14 protein-coding genes are annotated in these 14,588 nt (G+C 70.0%); 8 read left to right on the top strand and 6 right to left on the bottom strand.

The window, feature by feature from the left end; genetic code table 11:
* The first annotated feature begins 66 nt into the window (after positions 1-66).
* Together CNQ36_RS01100 and CNQ36_RS01095 are read left to right on the top strand one after the other, a co-directional pair.
* On the top strand, positions 67-1,005 hold the full coding sequence (locus CNQ36_RS01100) for a serine hydrolase (protein WP_121544545.1): 939 nt from the start codon (positions 67-69) through the stop codon (positions 1,003-1,005).
* Positions 1,006-1,100: 95 nt separating this feature from the next.
* Complete coding sequence (locus tag CNQ36_RS01095; RefSeq protein ID WP_121548314.1) at positions 1,101-2,129, top strand: MBL fold metallo-hydrolase; 1,029 nt, start codon at positions 1,101-1,103, stop codon at positions 2,127-2,129.
* Positions 2,130-2,287: 158 nt separating this feature from the next.
* Here the strand turns inward: CNQ36_RS01095 and infA are convergent, their stop codons facing one another.
* Together infA and CNQ36_RS01085 are read right to left on the bottom strand one after the other, a co-directional pair.
* Positions 2,288-2,512, bottom strand: coding sequence for a translation initiation factor IF-1 (gene infA / locus CNQ36_RS01090; protein ID WP_004936508.1), 225 nt, complete (start codon positions 2,510-2,512; stop codon positions 2,288-2,290).
* Entirely contained in the window at positions 2,509-3,300 is a 792-nt protein-coding gene (locus tag CNQ36_RS01085; RefSeq protein WP_121544544.1) for a GNAT family N-acetyltransferase, read from the bottom strand. Before CNQ36_RS01085 ends, infA begins: the two co-directional genes overlap by 4 nt.
* A gap of 514 nt (positions 3,301-3,814) precedes the next feature.
* Here CNQ36_RS01085 and CNQ36_RS01080 point away from each other — a divergent pair.
* The 5 genes from CNQ36_RS01080 to CNQ36_RS01060 all read left to right on the top strand — a co-directional run bounded on the left by CNQ36_RS01080 (position 3,815) and on the right by CNQ36_RS01060 (position 8,769).
* On the top strand, positions 3,815-4,432 hold the full coding sequence (locus CNQ36_RS01080) for a dirigent protein (RefSeq protein ID WP_228312888.1): 618 nt from the start codon (positions 3,815-3,817) through the stop codon (positions 4,430-4,432).
* Between the two features lie 206 nt (positions 4,433-4,638).
* On the top strand, positions 4,639-5,526 hold the full coding sequence (locus CNQ36_RS01075; RefSeq protein WP_121544542.1) for a septum formation family protein: 888 nt from the start codon (positions 4,639-4,641) through the stop codon (positions 5,524-5,526).
* A gap of 46 nt (positions 5,527-5,572) precedes the next feature.
* The gene (locus tag CNQ36_RS01070) at positions 5,573-6,232 is read left to right on the top strand and encodes a hypothetical protein (RefSeq protein WP_121544541.1); all 660 of its coding nucleotides are present in this window, start codon (positions 5,573-5,575) and stop codon (positions 6,230-6,232) included.
* 50 nt (positions 6,233-6,282) lie between these two features.
* Entirely contained in the window at positions 6,283-8,040 is a 1,758-nt protein-coding gene (locus CNQ36_RS01065; protein WP_206278394.1) for an immunity 49 family protein, read from the top strand.
* Between the two features lie 75 nt (positions 8,041-8,115).
* Positions 8,116-8,769 carry a hypothetical protein gene (locus CNQ36_RS01060; RefSeq protein ID WP_121544539.1) on the top strand — a complete coding sequence of 218 codons (654 nt, stop codon included), beginning with the start codon at positions 8,116-8,118 and terminating at the stop codon, positions 8,767-8,769.
* 88 nt (positions 8,770-8,857) lie between these two features.
* Here CNQ36_RS01060 and CNQ36_RS01055 read toward each other — a convergent pair whose 3' ends face one another.
* The 3 genes from CNQ36_RS01055 to CNQ36_RS01040 all read right to left on the bottom strand — a co-directional run bounded on the left by CNQ36_RS01055 (position 8,858) and on the right by CNQ36_RS01040 (position 12,101).
* Positions 8,858-9,730: an SGNH/GDSL hydrolase family protein gene (locus CNQ36_RS01055; protein WP_121544538.1), complete on the bottom strand. Its 873-nt coding sequence runs from the start codon at positions 9,728-9,730 to the stop codon at positions 8,858-8,860.
* A 444-nt stretch (positions 9,731-10,174) separates the two neighbouring features.
* Positions 10,175-11,353 carry a Cmx/CmrA family chloramphenicol efflux MFS transporter gene (locus CNQ36_RS01045; RefSeq protein ID WP_121544537.1) on the bottom strand — a complete coding sequence of 393 codons (1,179 nt, stop codon included), beginning with the start codon at positions 11,351-11,353 and terminating at the stop codon, positions 10,175-10,177.
* Between the two features lie 262 nt (positions 11,354-11,615).
* Positions 11,616-12,101, bottom strand: coding sequence for a lysozyme family protein (locus CNQ36_RS01040; protein WP_228312887.1), 486 nt, complete (start codon positions 12,099-12,101; stop codon positions 11,616-11,618).
* Positions 12,102-12,463: 362 nt separating this feature from the next.
* On the opposite strand from CNQ36_RS01040, the gene CNQ36_RS01035 reads away from it, so the two are divergent.
* Entirely contained in the window at positions 12,464-12,979 is a 516-nt protein-coding gene (locus tag CNQ36_RS01035) for a hypothetical protein (protein WP_121544535.1), read from the top strand.
* A 504-nt stretch (positions 12,980-13,483) separates the two neighbouring features.
* Here the strand turns inward: CNQ36_RS01035 and CNQ36_RS01030 are convergent.
* Positions 13,484-14,041: a dihydrofolate reductase family protein gene (locus tag CNQ36_RS01030; protein ID WP_004936531.1), complete on the bottom strand. Its 558-nt coding sequence runs from the start codon at positions 14,039-14,041 to the stop codon at positions 13,484-13,486.
* Between the last annotated feature and the right edge of the window lie 547 nt (positions 14,042-14,588).

Genomic DNA, 14,588 nt, shown 5'->3' with positions numbered 1-14,588 from the left:
GGATGGTCCGGGTCGGCGGTCGGCCGACCGACGACCGAGAACGCCGATGCCCGAGGATGAGCAGCGATGAGCACGCGAACAGCGACCGAGGACCGGATCCGGCGGATCTTCGCCGAGGCGGGCGCGAGAGGACAGTTACACGCTGTGCCCGTCCGCGCGGGCACGCCGGCCGCGGGCGGCGTCGACGGCGGGCGGGGCGGCCGTGAAGTCGCCGTGGGCGCCGATGACGCCGTCGTCATCGCTTCGCTCTTCAAGATGCTGCTGGTGCTGGAGTTCGCGCGGCAGGTCGTGGCCGGTCAGCTCGATCCGAGGGAGCGGGTGCGGGTGACCTCGGCCGACCGGCTCGGTGGCTGGGGCACCGCCGGCTGCCTGGACGATGTCGAACTGTCGTTGCGCGATCTCGCCTACTTCGCGATGTCGGTCAGCGACAACTCGGCGGCGGACCTGCTTCTCCACCGAGTCGGGCTGGACACTGTGAGGCTGCTCGCGAAGGAACTCGGCCTGGAGCGGACGCGCGTCGTGGGCGGCCCGCGGGACCTGCTGGAGTCGATGCTCGAGGAGGTCGGGGCACGCGACGAGAGGGAGTTCGCGGCGCGCTACCCGGCCCTGTCGGACGAGGGGAAGAGAAGGCTGACGGTGCTGGATCCCCGCCGCACCACGGCGAGCACACCCCGCGAGATCACACGGCTGCTCCGGCTCGTCTGGACCGATGCCGCGGGGCCGCCTGAAGCCTGTGCGCTCGTGCGCGACCTGATGAGCAAGCAGGTCTTCCGGCACCGGCTGGTGTCGGGTTTCCCGGACGGTGTCGCGGTCGCGGCCAAGACCGGGACCCTGCCCGGACTGCACATGGAGGCGGGCGTCGCCCGTTTCCCGGACGGTGAGTGCTACGCGATAGCCGTGTTCGCGCGCACCCACGACCTGACCGCCTCCCGTGCCACAGTGGACGCGGCGATAGGCAGGGCAGCCGGAATGGCCGCCGCTTACCTCCGTGGCGACGGCCGCTGAGCAGGGCACATATGCGTTCACGTATCGGAAGTGCCGCACTGCGGTCTTGGACACGGCACTTCACCCCTTGATCTGCTGACGCCATGACCAAGGACATGCACGCCTCGGACAGACCAGGCACCCCCTCCGGCCGCGCGCTCAACCGCCGTGCGGTGCTGTGGGGCACCGCGCTCGGTGCGGCGTCCCCGCTGATCCCGACCACCGCAGCCACGGCAGCCACGGCGGCCCCGACGGCTGCGTCCGCCGGCCGCGGCGGCGACCGGGCCGCCCGTTCCGTGTCGTACCGCTGGCTCGGCACCGCGGGCTGGCGCATCGACGTGGGCGGCCGCACCGTGCTCTTCGATCCCTACCTCACCCGATTCCGCACCGGCCTGTTCGACGGAGGTCTCGTCCCGGAGACCAGGCTGACGACGGATCCCACTGTCGTCGACCCGCACATCGGCCGTCCCGAAGTGGTGCTGGTGAGTCATTCCCACTGGGACCACCTGGCCGACGTGCCCTACATCGCCAAGACCACCGGTGCCCGCGTCATCGGCACCGAGACCACGTACCACCTGCTCACCGCCCTCGGAGTCGACTCGAAACAGATCTCCGTGGTGAAGGGCGGCGAGGTACTGGACCTCGGCACGATGACCGTCGAGGTCGTGTCCAGCCTGCACAGCCGCAACAAGAACTGCTCGTACTTCGCCCCGGGCACGCTGAACGCCCCACCCGCGACAGTTCCCAGCACCATCGCGGATCTGCCCGAGGGCGACACCCTGGCCTTCCAGATCACGGCAGGAGAGCACGGTCCGTCGGCATTCCTCATGGGGGCCAGCGACTTCGCCGAGCGGGAGGTGCGGGGCCTGCGTCCCGACCTCGCGATGATCGCCGTGCCCACTGCCACCAGCACCACCCACGGCTATGTGTCCCGGCTGCTGCGCGCTCTGGACGCCCCCGGTGTCGTCGTCCCCGTCCACTGGGACAACTTCGAGCTGCCGCTGACCGGTTCCCCGGTCCGCGACCCGGCGATGGACCTCGACGCCTTCCTCGCCCAGGTCGGGACGGCGTCTCCGGGCACCCGGACAGTCGTGCCGGACTACCGCACCGTGTACGACGGCGACATGCGGCCCACCAACCGGTAGACGGAGCCTCCCTCCCCTCGACGGAGCCCGGGCTCATGGCGTGGGAGCGGTCGAGCTCCCGGCACGCGGCCGGGACCGGACCGTCACCGGGGCCCCGGTCACGGAAACGCCGTGACCGGGGCCCCGGGATCAGCCGTCGCGCGGGGCGCCGACCGCCGCTAGTTCCGGTACCGGAACACGATCCGGCCGCGCGTCAGGTCGTACGGCGGGAGTTCCACCAGCACCCGGTCCTCCAGCATGATCTTGATGTAGTGCTTGCGGATCTTCCCGCTGATGTGCGCCAGGACCTGGTGGCCGTTCTCGAGCTCCACGGTGAACATGGCGCTGCGCAGGCACTCGACGACCTTGCCCTCGACTTCGATGACGTTCTTGTTCTTCGTCATCGCACCAGCTCCAGGTTGCTGCTCGTCGACCGGGCGCCGACGGTCTCGAACAGCGCCGAGGCCGCTCGGTTGGACTCGTCGACCTCGGTCCAGGCCGCAGTGGACCCGGAGCGATGCAGCGCCCCCAGCGCGTGGGCGAGCAGCGCCCGCGCGATGCCGCGGCGCTGCTGGCCGGCCCGGACCGCGACCAGCCCGATGCGCGGCCTCTTCACCCTCGCCACCCGGATCAGGCCCAGGTAGCGGTCCGCCGTCGCGGCCACCGCGTACATCGACGGATCGACGACGGTGTCACCTTCGGGGCGAGGAATCACCTCCGCGGGCATCGACTGCCACCCGACGGTCGCCTCGACCTCGTCACGGATCGCGCGGTCCACCGCCCGCAGCAGCCTCTCGTCCGCCTGACCGGCGGGCAAGATCGTCACACCGGGTGGCGGCAGGACGGCTTCGAGCCCTGTTGCCTGCGGATCGGTCGGCACCATGTACTCCCACTCGCGGCGCCGGACCGTGAAACCCGCCCGCCGCCAGCCGGCCGTCAGCTCGACATCGGCTTCGTCGGCCACCGTGTACAGCGGCGCGGGCAGTTCCGCCAGCATCGCCTCGGTGAGCCGGTCGAAGGCGACGTCGTGCCAGGCGTCGATGCTGACGAACAGGCGTCCGTCGGGACGGTGTTCCGCATGCCCGCGGCCGACGACCAGGTCGTCGTCCAGTGCGTGCCATTGCCTGTCCGCGACGCGAGTGATCATCACCGCGTTCTCGCTCAGGCCGGAAATGAAAGGCTTCGTGTCCATCGGAGTCTCCTTCCAGGAGTGCCTCGATACTCAGGCGCTCCTGGCGACACCGAACGTCAGCCGCCGGACCGTGACGGGTTGAGGGAGCACCCATGGGTAACTGCGTTCACGGGTCTCACCTCCATACGACGACTTCACGGTCCGAGACGGAAAGTAGCAGCGGTGCGCCGCCCGCTCAAATCATTTTCGGCTGCCGAGGAGCCGACCGTGGACACCTACCTGAGGGAGACCGACATCCCGTCGGTGGCGAGTGAGGTGTGGCGCCACCGGTCATCGCTTGGCTGCGACTTCGGCCCACCGACCGCGCGGTCACGGGGCTGCCTCAGCGTGGTCAAGGCGCGGCAGCAGGTCGTACGCGCACAGCGGCGTCTCAGTGCCGGTGCACCCCAATGGCCCAATTTCCGGCCCTCTGTGGAGCATGCCGCCACGCATCTCATTAGCGTTACCGCCAGATGGTGGGTCCGTCATAAACGCAGGCGAGACCCGTCACGACCGGAATGGACAGGAGGCGACCTTGAATATCGCTGGCCGGCCGTTCATATTCCTCGCCGTCGCGGTCCTGGGATGCTCTGCCGGGCTCGCTCTCATCGGACCCGCGTCGGCCGACGTGGCGCCCCGGAAAGCGGCCTCGACCGTGGCCCCCCACACCGACGACGGTTCCCCGGCGAAGAGCCGCACCATCCGCGTGGAGGCGCAGCTGCAGGTCGGCGAGGAGATCGACCTCGGCGCAACCGGCCGCAGTGTCGGTGACCAGTTCGTCTTCAGTGGAAATCTGATGTCGACCGAGGGAACCGAAGGCCATTCGGTCGGACGCATCGGCGGCTTCTGCGTCATCGACGACCTCGAACGCAACGCGGGACAGTGCGTGTCGACCGCGGTGCTGGCGGGAGGTCAGATCACGATCCAGGGTGAGCAGGCCGGAATTCCGGCCCCGAGCCCGGTCGTCAACGCGATCACCGGAGGCACCGGAGAGTTCCGCAAGGCGCGCGGTCAGGTGGCGCAGCGGGTGTTGACGCCGGCGACCTGGCGACTCACTTTCGAGGTCTCTGACGTGCAGTCCCATCAGGCGGGGGATGCTCGCGATCCTTTTGAGGTCCCGATGCCCATGCCCCCATCCTTCCCCGGCAAGTAGTCGCGGCGACGGGCGGGCCCCCTTCCAGGAGAAGGGGGCCCTGTCTCACATGGTCCTCCAGTGACGCAGCCCGCATACAACCCTCTCGGCCCGTCGGCGGTCAGAGACGTCGAGACGAGGTAGAGAGGCTTGGCACAACCGGGTCACGGCAGTGGCATACGATGCGCCCGTCCCATGTAAAGATCACATAAAAGGATGTGCACGTCATGGCAGTCCGTGCCCCTTATCGTTCCCTCCGCGGCATATCAGCTGTCGCCGCCCTGCTCGCCCTCGGCGCGGTGGGTTGCTCGGACGTCTCCGAGGCCGTCGACGGCGCCAAGGACGGCGCGAAGAAGGTGGCTCGTCAGCGCTCGGTGTTCTCGCTGGACGTCGGGGACTGCTACAACCCGAACGGCAAGGCCGAGGGGACGGCGTACGTCGTCGAGATCGTGCCCTGCGACGAGGCGCACGAGGGTCAGGTCGTCGGCGAGTTCGCGCTCGACGAGGGCAAGGAGTATCCCGGCGACGACGGGGTCTCTGCCGTCGCGGACGAGCGCTGCCCCGTCGAGGCCCAGAAGTACGCCCCGGACACCTGGGCGCTCCCCAAGGGTGCCGCGCTCTTCTACTACACCCCGACCAGGGAGAGCTGGGCTACGGGGGATCGCGCGGTGAGCTGCACCTACACCGCGCAGAAGAGCAAGCTCAGCGGTTCGCTGGACACCGCGAAGTCCCTCAAGCCCGAGCAGGCCACATACCTCAAGGGTTCGAACGCGCTCTACGAGGCACTGTGGGCGAACCAGCCCGCCAAGGACACCGTCGAGGACGACCTGGCCGGCTACAAGGCGCAGGCCAAAGCTGTCGCGGCCGCCCTCGACGCCCATGTCGAAGGCCTGGGCGGCATCGAGGGCACCGAGGTCGGCAAGCTCCGCGCGACGCTGACGAAGGCGGCCGGCAACTGGAAGAAGGCAGCGAACGCCGCCGACGTGGACGCGTTCTACATCGCCTACGACCCGGCGTTCACCGGCATCGCCCCGAACAAGTCGGTGGCCGCCCGCAAGGAACTGGGCCTGGCCACCACGGTTCCCGCCGACGAGGCCGAGGTCTGGGCAGGCTGACGCCCCGTCGACCGAGGTGGGGCAGCAGGGGGGCGACAATGAGCACATGGACGTTGCTGGGCTGCTCGAGTCGGCCTCCCTGCTGGTCCCGGAGGACACCGCCACCGAGAACGACCTCACGGTGCTGGACATCTGGGACTACCTCGCCCACGACGAGTGGGAGATCGCCCTGGGCCTGCTGGAGGAGCTGGGAGACGCTCGCTCGCTTCCCCTGACGTTCTGGGAGCAACTCGCCGAAGCGGCTGAGCAGCTCCGGTTCGAGCGGAGCGCGGCCTGGTGTCATTGGCGATGCTCCGAGATCCGCAACGGTGTCATCCGAGCGGACCTGACGCTCCGTCCGGCTGTCGAGGCCCGACGCACGACGCCCATCTCCGGCGCCGGTGTTCTGCGACCCATGTGGGACATCGGCCACCTCTCACCCACCGGGGACCGTGCGGTCAGCATCGCCGCGCTCTGGGTCGAGGGAACGCCCACGCTCCAGCCCGGCGGCCAAGCCACGGTCCGACTCGTGCCCCTCACTCCCTCCCACTGGACGCATGTCCGGCCCGGTCGGCGGATCACCATGCACGAGGACCGGACCGCCGCCGGAACCGCCGTCGTCCTGGAAGTCCATGGTCCAGCCGCCCCCGCCCGCCACGGCCGCCCTCCGAGCCGAGGTTCCCACCAGGAACACCCCTCACAGCAAGATCGAGCATCGGGCCGGTGATCGACACACCCTTAGGCTGTCCGCAGCGATTCTGATCAAGGAGCGGGGCAGTGCGGATAGAACGTCACCAGGTGGGTGGGGCCGTCGTGTCGGCGGCGCGGGAGGACTTCGTGAACCGGATCGGGAGGCAGATACGGTCCATGTCGAAGGCCGGCCGGATGTCCACCTATGAATGGCAGTCGATCGCCGAGGAGTTCATCGACTACCTGGGCGCCCTGTCCGTCGAGACGCCCGGCCTCGACACCCCGGAGGCCAAGGCCGTCCTGAAGGACGCCTCCGAGGCCGCGGCAGGCGCCGTCGCCTACGCGGCCTACCACCCGCACTGCAGCTTCCAGGTCTTCCTGGAGTACGTGAACTTCGGGATGGGATACGACCCCGGTGAGGACGCGCCGGCCGAGAGCGTCACCCCCGGGGAGTGGATCGACGCACTCTGCCTGGCGGTCCTCCAGGACAAGGCCAAGTGGCACGGTGAGGCCTTCCACTTCGCCCGGCAGAAGTTCGCGGAACGGGCCCAGGGAACACCCGCCGGGGAACTCGCCACCGGGCTGATGGCACTGGTCCTCGACGACACCGGCGACGACGAGGAGTATCCGCCGAGTGCGCAGGCCAAGCTCGCCGCCCTCGACGCCGCCCTGAACCGCCTCCGCCTGCGGGCCGACGAGACCGGTCAGAACCTGCTCGACCGGCCGGACGGTGAGGCGTTGAAGGCGCTGCGCGCCCTGGCCGCCGCAGACCGGGCGGCCTTCGACTCCGCGCTGGCCGGCCTCCTGATCGCGCACACCACCCTGCACGGGCCCGGCGCCTCACCGCGCAGTCTCCTGCCGCTCGTCCCCATCGCGCTGGCCGCGCTCGCCCACCGGATCCACAACTGGGCCCCGGCAGTTCACACCCACTACCTTCCGCACGCCCTGGTCACCGGTTTCGAGGGCCGCGGACCGAGGGTCGGCGCCTTCGGCCGCAACCGGAGCTCCGCCGCGGCCGCGGCGCTGACCGCGGGCCCGCTGGTGGTCGATCGGCCGGCGTGCGACCGGGCCCTCAACCCGGAGAGCGAGGCACTGTTCGAGCAGTACACGCAGAAGGCCATCACTCCGCAGGACGGCGAAGTCCTCGCCGCGCGCCGGCTCGGCAGTGCCATGCGGGACCAGGAGCTGTTGTTCAAATGGCGGGTCGGCAACTCCGCCGATGTCACCGACGCCCAGCTGGCGAACCTGAGGCTGGCCTCCCAGCTCGGGGCGGCCCTGTTCCGCATCGCCCTGGCGGAACCGGGCACCGAGGCCGAGGTGCGGGTCGCCGGCCGGAACCTGCGTTACCCGGCGTCGCGAGGCGAGACCGGGGGCGCCGCCGGCTGGGAGAAGGCCACCGCCTTCGCTCTGATCACCGGCGTACGCGAGGACCTCGCCCCCCTGGTCCTGACCGGCCCCGAGTTCGCGGGCAAGGACGGATCCGCCTACACCGCGTACCGGCAGGCGCTGCACGCCTACCTGACGGGCGTGGACTGCGAACTCGCGGCGGAGCGGGCGTTGCAGGAGGCCGGGAAGGCCGAGGACTGGGGCTTCTTCCCGCGACCGGCCGTGCTGCTGTCGCAGCTGGTGGAAGGCGACGAGGCGAGTTTCAACCTGGCCCTGGCCGACGCACTCGAAGCGCACCGCGATCACTACCAGGTCGCCGACCGTGCCGACGACCCGGACGCCGCGATCGATCTCAACGTCCTCGCCCTGGCCTGCCACGCCCGCCGCCGGGGCTGGGAGCTCCTGGTCGAGTCCCCCTATCTGCCCCGGCGCCTCCTCCAGGCCGCCGAGCCCTTCTGAGGTGGCCGCAGCGCGCCGCGCCGCGGCCAGAACGGAGTCCCGTCGGCGTAAGATCACCGCCCGAGGGGTGGTGGCATGATCATGAGGAACTACCGGTGGTGCGCGGCGACCGCGGCAGCACTGCTGCTGACCGGCTGTGGCGGTGGAGCGGAGAGCGACGGCGAGAACGGCAAGGCGGCAGCGCTCACGAAGGAACAGGTCCGGGAAGTGCTGCCGGACGGTGAGGCCATGACGGGCTGGAAGGAGTCCGCCCGGCCCACCGCCGTAAAGACGGACAAGTTGTACCGTCAGCAGGCCTGCCCCATCAAGGGCAACGCGGGCTGCGAGAACTCCCGTTTCTTCGGCGCCTCGACCTTCCGGCACGACGACAACGCCGCCGACGTCACCTTCCTGATCATCGCCTACGACAGCGAACAGGCCGCCCGGGCGGCCTACGACGTGCTCTGGGACGGCTACTACGGCAAGCGGGCGGGACAGAAGGCCAAGGCGTTCGGTCTCGGCCGGATCGGTGACGAGCGGGACGCGCGGTTCGGCACTTCCGGCTTCCAGGGCGAGCCCGGCGCCGTGACCCAGACCCGGGTCGGCACGACGCTGCTGTGGACCGAGGCGGCTTCCGCGGGCAAGGGCGGCGTCGACGAGGACGGTGTCCGGGAATTCGCCACGGTGCTCGCGGAACGGGCCCGGCAGGCCCAGAACGGGGACGCGCCTTCCGCCGCGCTCGGCGGCTGACCGGGCGGGCGGTGAGGGAGCCGTCCGTCCGCCCGGTTCCGCGCCGGGCCCGGGCGGACCGATCGTTCGAAGGTGAGGCGCGCCGCCGTCAGCTCAGGCCGAGGACGCTCATGGTGTGCTCGGCCATGCGCCGTTCCCCGAGGGCGTTGGGATGGACCGGGACGAGGCTGCTGCCGAAGAGCAGGGGCTCGATCCAGCGGGTGCCCTCGGCCTTGCACGCGTCGTGACCCTCGGAGACCTGGGCGAAGTCCACGTAGGTGGCTCCGGTCTCGTCGCTGGCACGCTGGACCGCCGAGTTCAGGTGTGCCTGTATGTCACGCAGGTAGGGCACGTCGCCGGTGGCCACCGGCAGCTTCACGAAGCAGGACGGGTCGGCCTCGGGCGGCGTGATCCACGGGTAACCCAGGACCGCCACACGGGCGTTGGGTGCCTTGGCGCGTACGGTCCGCAGGGCGCTCTTCAGCGCGGGATAGGTGTTCGTCTCGATCTGGTCGGTGAAGGAGGTGCCGTGCTTGTCCTTGCAGGGGCTGCCCTTGCCGCCGCTGAGGGCGCCCGCGGTGCCGCAGGCGGTCAGGGCGTTGATGAAGGTGCCGTTGTCGTTGCCGCCGATCGTCAGCGTCACCAGGTCAGTGTCCGTGCTGAGCGCGTTCACCTGGGGCCCGACCCCGGGGTACTGCGACGAGGTGAAGTCCTTCGTCTGGGCGGCGCCGCAGGTCACGTCCTTCAGGCGGGCGCCCGTCCGTGCGGCGATCACATGCGGGTAGTTCGCGGTGGAGCGCAGGCACAGCAGGTTGCTGGTGTCCACGGGCAGCACGCCCGACCCGGCGCTGTAACTGTCGCCGAGGGCGACGTAGTCGAGCGACGAGGAGGCGTGGGCGGCGCCGCCCGGGAGACCGAGGGCGAGCGCACCCGTGAGTGCGAGTGATGTGGCCATGACATTCCGGAGTGCGTGCTTCGGCATGTGATCCCTCTCTTCGGGGTGTGCCGTCGGCGGAACGGAGTGGTGCGAACGGGGAAGAGTGCCGGGCTGCGCAGTTACCGAACGGTTCTACCGTCAAGTAATGTGCAGCCCTCCGGCAGGGGAGTCAACATCGTTGACCGGACTTCCTGTCCCGCATGCTGCAGACCGGCTCCAGCGCCACGACCCTCAAGCGCAAGGAACTCCTGTTCCTGGAGACGATGCACCTGACGATCGACGACGAGCCGCTGCTCGACGTCGCACTGGAGCAGCTGGGTGGCCGTCGCACTGGAGCAGCTGGGTGGCCGACGTGCTGGCGGCTGTCGCGAGGTACGACGGTGCGTCGGGCCTCTGTCGGCGTGCGCGGACGGAGGATGTGGGACTCGTGCCGTGGCCGCCCGAGCCGCTCCACATCGAGCGGTGGTCGAGCCCGGAGCAAACAGTGTGTCACTCGACCACATCGACGCTTCGGCCGGCCGTGATCACAGTGCGGAGGGGACACATGATGAGCAGCCCGACCGCGACGAGGAGCCCGCTGGTCCACAGCGGTCCGAGGTTCCCGGCCGCGGTGTCGAGGGTGGCCGCGGCGATGAGGGGGCCGGCGGCGGCGCCGACGTTGAGGGCCGCGGTCGCATACGAGCCGGCCATGGTCGGGGCTCCCGCTGCCTCGTAGAGGACCCGCGTGATCAGCGTGCTGCCCAGCGCGAACGACAGCGCGCCCTGCACGAACACGAGGACGAACAGGGCGACCGGCTCGACGGCGAGCACCGCCAGGGCCGGCCAGCCGAGGAGCAGCAACGGGCCGCCGACTGCGACGACCAGACCGGGACGCCGGTCGGACAGCCGACCTGCGACGGTGACGCCGACGAAGGAGCCGACACCGAAGAGCACCAGAACGACAGAGATCCACCATGCGTCCAGCCCGGCGGTACCGGTCACCACGGGGGCGAGGAAGGTGAAGCTCGCGAACGTCGCAGCGTTGATCAGCGCGCCGAGCAGCATCACCAGGATCAACCGTGGCCTGGTGAGCTGGGCGAGCTCCGTCCGCAAGGCCGGCCCGCCAGTCGCCACGTCTTTCACGCGCCCCGTGGGCATCCCCTTCAGGATGCCGAGAGCCGCGGGCAGGCAGAGAGCGGCGACAGCCCAGAAGGTGGCCCGCCAGCCGAGCAACGTGCCGAGCATCGACCCACCGGGGACACCTGCGATCGTGGCTGTCGTCGTGCCTGACAGCAGCACGGCCAGCGCACGTCCCTTCCTGTCGGGCGGGACCAGCGTGGCGGCAGCCGTCAGAGCGACGGCAAGGAACCCGGCGTTCGCGAGCGCGGCGACGACCCGGGTGGCGAACAGGACCGGGAAGGAGGAGGTGACGGCACCCACGGCGTGGGCCGCCGCGAAAGCGAGGACGAACGTCAGCAGGCTGGAGCGCCTGGGCCAGTCGCGGGCGAGCGCGGCCACCAGCGGGGCGCCGACGATCATGCCGATCGCGAAGGCCGAGGTGAGCAGGCCTGCCGTCCCGACGGTGACGTCGAACTCCCCGGCGATGTCCGGCAGCAGGCCGACGAGCATGAACTCCGAGGTGCCCATGGCGAAGACCGCCAGGGCAAGAAGGTACAGCGGGAGGGGCATCGAGGACTCCGAGGTGAGGAGAAGCGCGAGAAGTCATCTCGTCACCGCGATCAGCCCCAGGGCACACTCGTCCCACCGCGGAATGCGGCGTGACAGGCAGGGCTGTGGCTCAGGGGTACAGGGGGCTGACGGCGTGACCGAAAGCCCCCACCCTGTCTGACTCAGGACTCGACATGGCCCGCACGCTACCGGACCGGCGCGCGCAGAGGCACCTCGGATTCATCCGCACCGGCCTGTGCCGCCGACGTACCTCCGACTCGGGTCACGGGCCGGTGGTCGTGTCAAGTGATGCGCCGCCGTCGGCCAGAGCCTCGGTGGCGCGCTCCCGGTAGGCGCGGAAGCGACGCAGGTACGACCGTGCCATGGGGCCCGGCGGGACGCCCCTGGCGAAGGCGCGCATGTTGCGTTCACCCGTGTTGTAGCCCAAGGCGAGGAGTTCGTCGCGGGTGTAGCGGCGTACGTGCCGTCCCGGGAGGCTGCGGTCGAGGTCCTTCAGGTGCAGGGCGGCCGTGCGGATGGCGAAGGCGGGGTCGTCACGCAGGTCCTGCCATCGCCCCGGCAGGCCATGTGTGCGCCGGACCCGTTCGAACGTCGCCCGGTGCATGTTGGCCAGGCCGAACGACGCCCCGGGCTTCCACCACTGCCACAACCGCTCCAGCAGTGGATGGTGCGGCTTGTACGCCTCGTTGTGGAGCACGGTCATCACGAGCACGGGGGAGACCCCGGCCTCCCGGGCGCTGCGCACCACGACTGCCGCGTAGTCGCCCGGCTCGTATTCGCCGGGACGCAGCGGCGGCGTCCGGGCGTCCGCACCCTCAACTGTTCGGTCCTCTTGCTCCGCTGACGCCGCCAACGATCGTTCACCCACGGGCGATCACCTCTCCACCGTCTCGGGGTGCACGTGCCCCCGTGGCCCTGCCCCAATCCCGGCCCGCGGCGGACGACTGGAGCGAAGTCCGGTCTTCCGGCGCCGGGGCGGGACCGAGTCCGGCTGACGGCAGCATTCCGTTTTGTCCACTGGCGGACGCGCGTAGACCACGGGCATCATCTGTCTGCACCGCCTGCAAGCCGCCCCCCAAGAAGCATGGCCCACCGCAGGAAGGTCCCTACATGAAGTCCGTCAAGGCGCTGAAGCTCCGTTCGGTCCTGACCGCTCTCACCCTCGTCGTCACCCCCGGCGTCGCCGTCCTCGGCACCGCCGGCGACGCCTTCGCCGTCACCAAGATCAGTCACGCCACCGCGACCTCGATGTTCCGCGACGTGGGAATCACCTGGTCGTCGTCCGGCAACTGCTCCAACCGCAACATCCCCACCTGTACGTCCTTCGAGCAGCTCAACCTGGCCACGGCGCAGGGCGCGCAGACCCTCAAGCGAGCCAGCGGCTGCGCCCTGAACATCACCGGCGGCACCGAGACCGGGCACGCCTCCGGCACCTACTCGCACTGGAACGGCTACAAGCTCGACTTCAGCAAGTACACCTGCGTCGGGAACTACATCAAGAACAACTTCACCTACATCGGTGTGCGCGGTGACGGCGCCCCGCAGTGGCGCTCCGGCTCCGGCAACATCTACGCCGACGAGGGCAACCACTGGGACGTCCTGTACTACAACTGCGGCGGCTGCTGACCTCGTCCGGCACCAGCCCCGCAAGCTCTTCCGGCGGCCGACGTCGTTCCGCCGGAAGAGCCGTTCCGCCGGCCGGGCGCACGCCGGGCGGCCCCGTGTCGAGAGCGCCCGGCGGTCATGTCTGAGGCCCAAGAGGGTAGTTGAGCGCGCATGAAGCAGCCGCAACGTTCTGATTCCCGAGTGCCGCCGACGTGGACCAGGCCGGGCAACCGATGGGGGCCGAAGGTGTATTGGCCCATGCTGGCCCTCTCCACGGGGCTGCTCGGGTGGCGGATCGCCGACGGCACCGACACGGGCGGCATCCTGGTGTCGGCCGCCCTGGTCGTCGTGTGGGTGTGTCTGCTGGCCGCCAACCGGAGCACGCGACGCGCTCGGGGCACGTCCTGCGACGGTGCTGGACGAACCCACCGTTCGGGTCGACCCTGTTCCAGCCGTCGGAACCGTGGGCGTCCAGGCCCGTGAGACTGCGGCTGACCTGGTCCTCTGTCAGCCTTGCTCCTTTCCTCAGCGGGTCCGGTAGCGCGCGTAGATCAGCCCGCTGTCGAAGGCGCGCTGCTCGACGAGGTCGAGATCGAGGCGCACGCCGTCGGGGAAGAACCGCTTGCCGCCGCCGACCACGCTCGTGGTGACGAACAGGTGGTACTCGTCCACCAGACCTGCCGCGATCGCCTGGGCCGCGAGATTCGGCCCGTCGACCGTGAGATCGTGATCCGCTTCGGCCTTGAGCTTGCGCACCGCGTCCGGGTCGAAGGTCCGCTCGATCCTGGTCTTCGCGCTGGACACCGATTCGAGCGTCGTGGAGTACACGATCTTCTCCGCCGCCCGCCAGTCGCGGGCGTACTGCCGGATGTGCGGCGGCGCGTCGGGCTCGGCGGGCGCGGTCTCCCAGTAGACCATCGTCTCGTACATCCGCCGGCCGTAGAGGTACGTGCCGACGGGGCGGAAGAGGTCGTTGACGAAGGTATGCACCTCCCGGTCCTGGGCCCCGTTACCGAGGTCGCCCTCCGCCGCCTCGGCGTAGCCGTCGAGCGAGGTGATCATCGAGTAGACGAGCTTCGCCATGGGTCTCCTTCGGTAGCGAGTGCATCAACCTGCCGGCGGTCCTTCATGTCGGACTCCCGCCCGACCCGGAACTCATCGGCCGGCTCATGGCCGGTTCCGCCGACCGCCGGACTGTCGCAACCCCGTTGCCGGCCGCGCCGACCGGGCAAGTACGGTTGGCGGAAGCACCAGCGCGGTGCCGGACGGCTCGTCCGGCAGGGAAGGGGGAGAGGTGCGCCGAGCAGGCACGACCGACCGGTCGACGTGCACCGTCCTCCTGCTGCTGGTCGCCGTTCTCTTCGCCCAGTTGTGCGTTCAGGGGCACACCGGTCTGCAGGGCAACTCCGGCCGAGCGGCCTTCCACGGGGCTGCGGCCGGCAATCCGCTGTCCGCGTCAACTGAAGGTCGGGCGTACGCAGGAGACGACGTTTCGGTGTCCACCGCCGCCGAGGTGGCCGCGGACTCCGACGAGGTCTCGAAGGTCAGGGGCGGCTCCTGTCCCGAACGTCAGGCGCCGGAGCAGTCGAGCAGTCCCCATCTCGCGGCGCCCGCCGCAGCCGAAGTGCCC

It is taken from the genome of Streptomyces fungicidicus, assembly GCF_003665435.1.
Lineage (GTDB): Bacteria > Actinomycetota > Actinomycetes > Streptomycetales > Streptomycetaceae > Streptomyces > Streptomyces fungicidicus.
The sequence above is the reverse complement of the archived record's forward strand: the minus strand, read 5'-3'. Positions and strand labels throughout refer to the sequence as shown.

Bases quoted from the DNA above. Each gene is read 5' to 3' on its own strand.
- CNQ36_RS01100 (WP_121544545.1), top strand. From the start codon at position 67: ATGAGCACGCGAACAGCGACCGAGGACCGGATCCGGCGGATCTTCGCC.
- CNQ36_RS01095 (WP_121548314.1), top strand. From the start codon at position 1,101: ATGCACGCCTCGGACAGACCAGGCACCCCCTCCGGCCGCGCGCTCAAC.
- infA (WP_004936508.1), bottom strand. From the start codon at position 2,512: ATGACGAAGAACAAGAACGTCATCGAAGTCGAGGGCAAGGTCGTCGAG.
- CNQ36_RS01085 (WP_121544544.1), bottom strand. From the start codon at position 3,300: ATGGACACGAAGCCTTTCATTTCCGGCCTGAGCGAGAACGCGGTGATG.
- CNQ36_RS01075 (WP_121544542.1), top strand. From the start codon at position 4,639: ATGGCAGTCCGTGCCCCTTATCGTTCCCTCCGCGGCATATCAGCTGTC.
- CNQ36_RS01070 (WP_121544541.1), top strand. From the start codon at position 5,573: ATGGACGTTGCTGGGCTGCTCGAGTCGGCCTCCCTGCTGGTCCCGGAG.
- CNQ36_RS01060 (WP_121544539.1), top strand. From the start codon at position 8,116: ATGATCATGAGGAACTACCGGTGGTGCGCGGCGACCGCGGCAGCACTG.
- CNQ36_RS01055 (WP_121544538.1), bottom strand. From the start codon at position 9,730: ATGCCGAAGCACGCACTCCGGAATGTCATGGCCACATCACTCGCACTC.
- CNQ36_RS01045 (WP_121544537.1), bottom strand. From the start codon at position 11,353: ATGCCCCTCCCGCTGTACCTTCTTGCCCTGGCGGTCTTCGCCATGGGC.
- CNQ36_RS01035 (WP_121544535.1), top strand. From the start codon at position 12,464: ATGAAGTCCGTCAAGGCGCTGAAGCTCCGTTCGGTCCTGACCGCTCTC.
- CNQ36_RS01030 (WP_004936531.1), bottom strand. From the start codon at position 14,041: ATGGCGAAGCTCGTCTACTCGATGATCACCTCGCTCGACGGCTACGCC.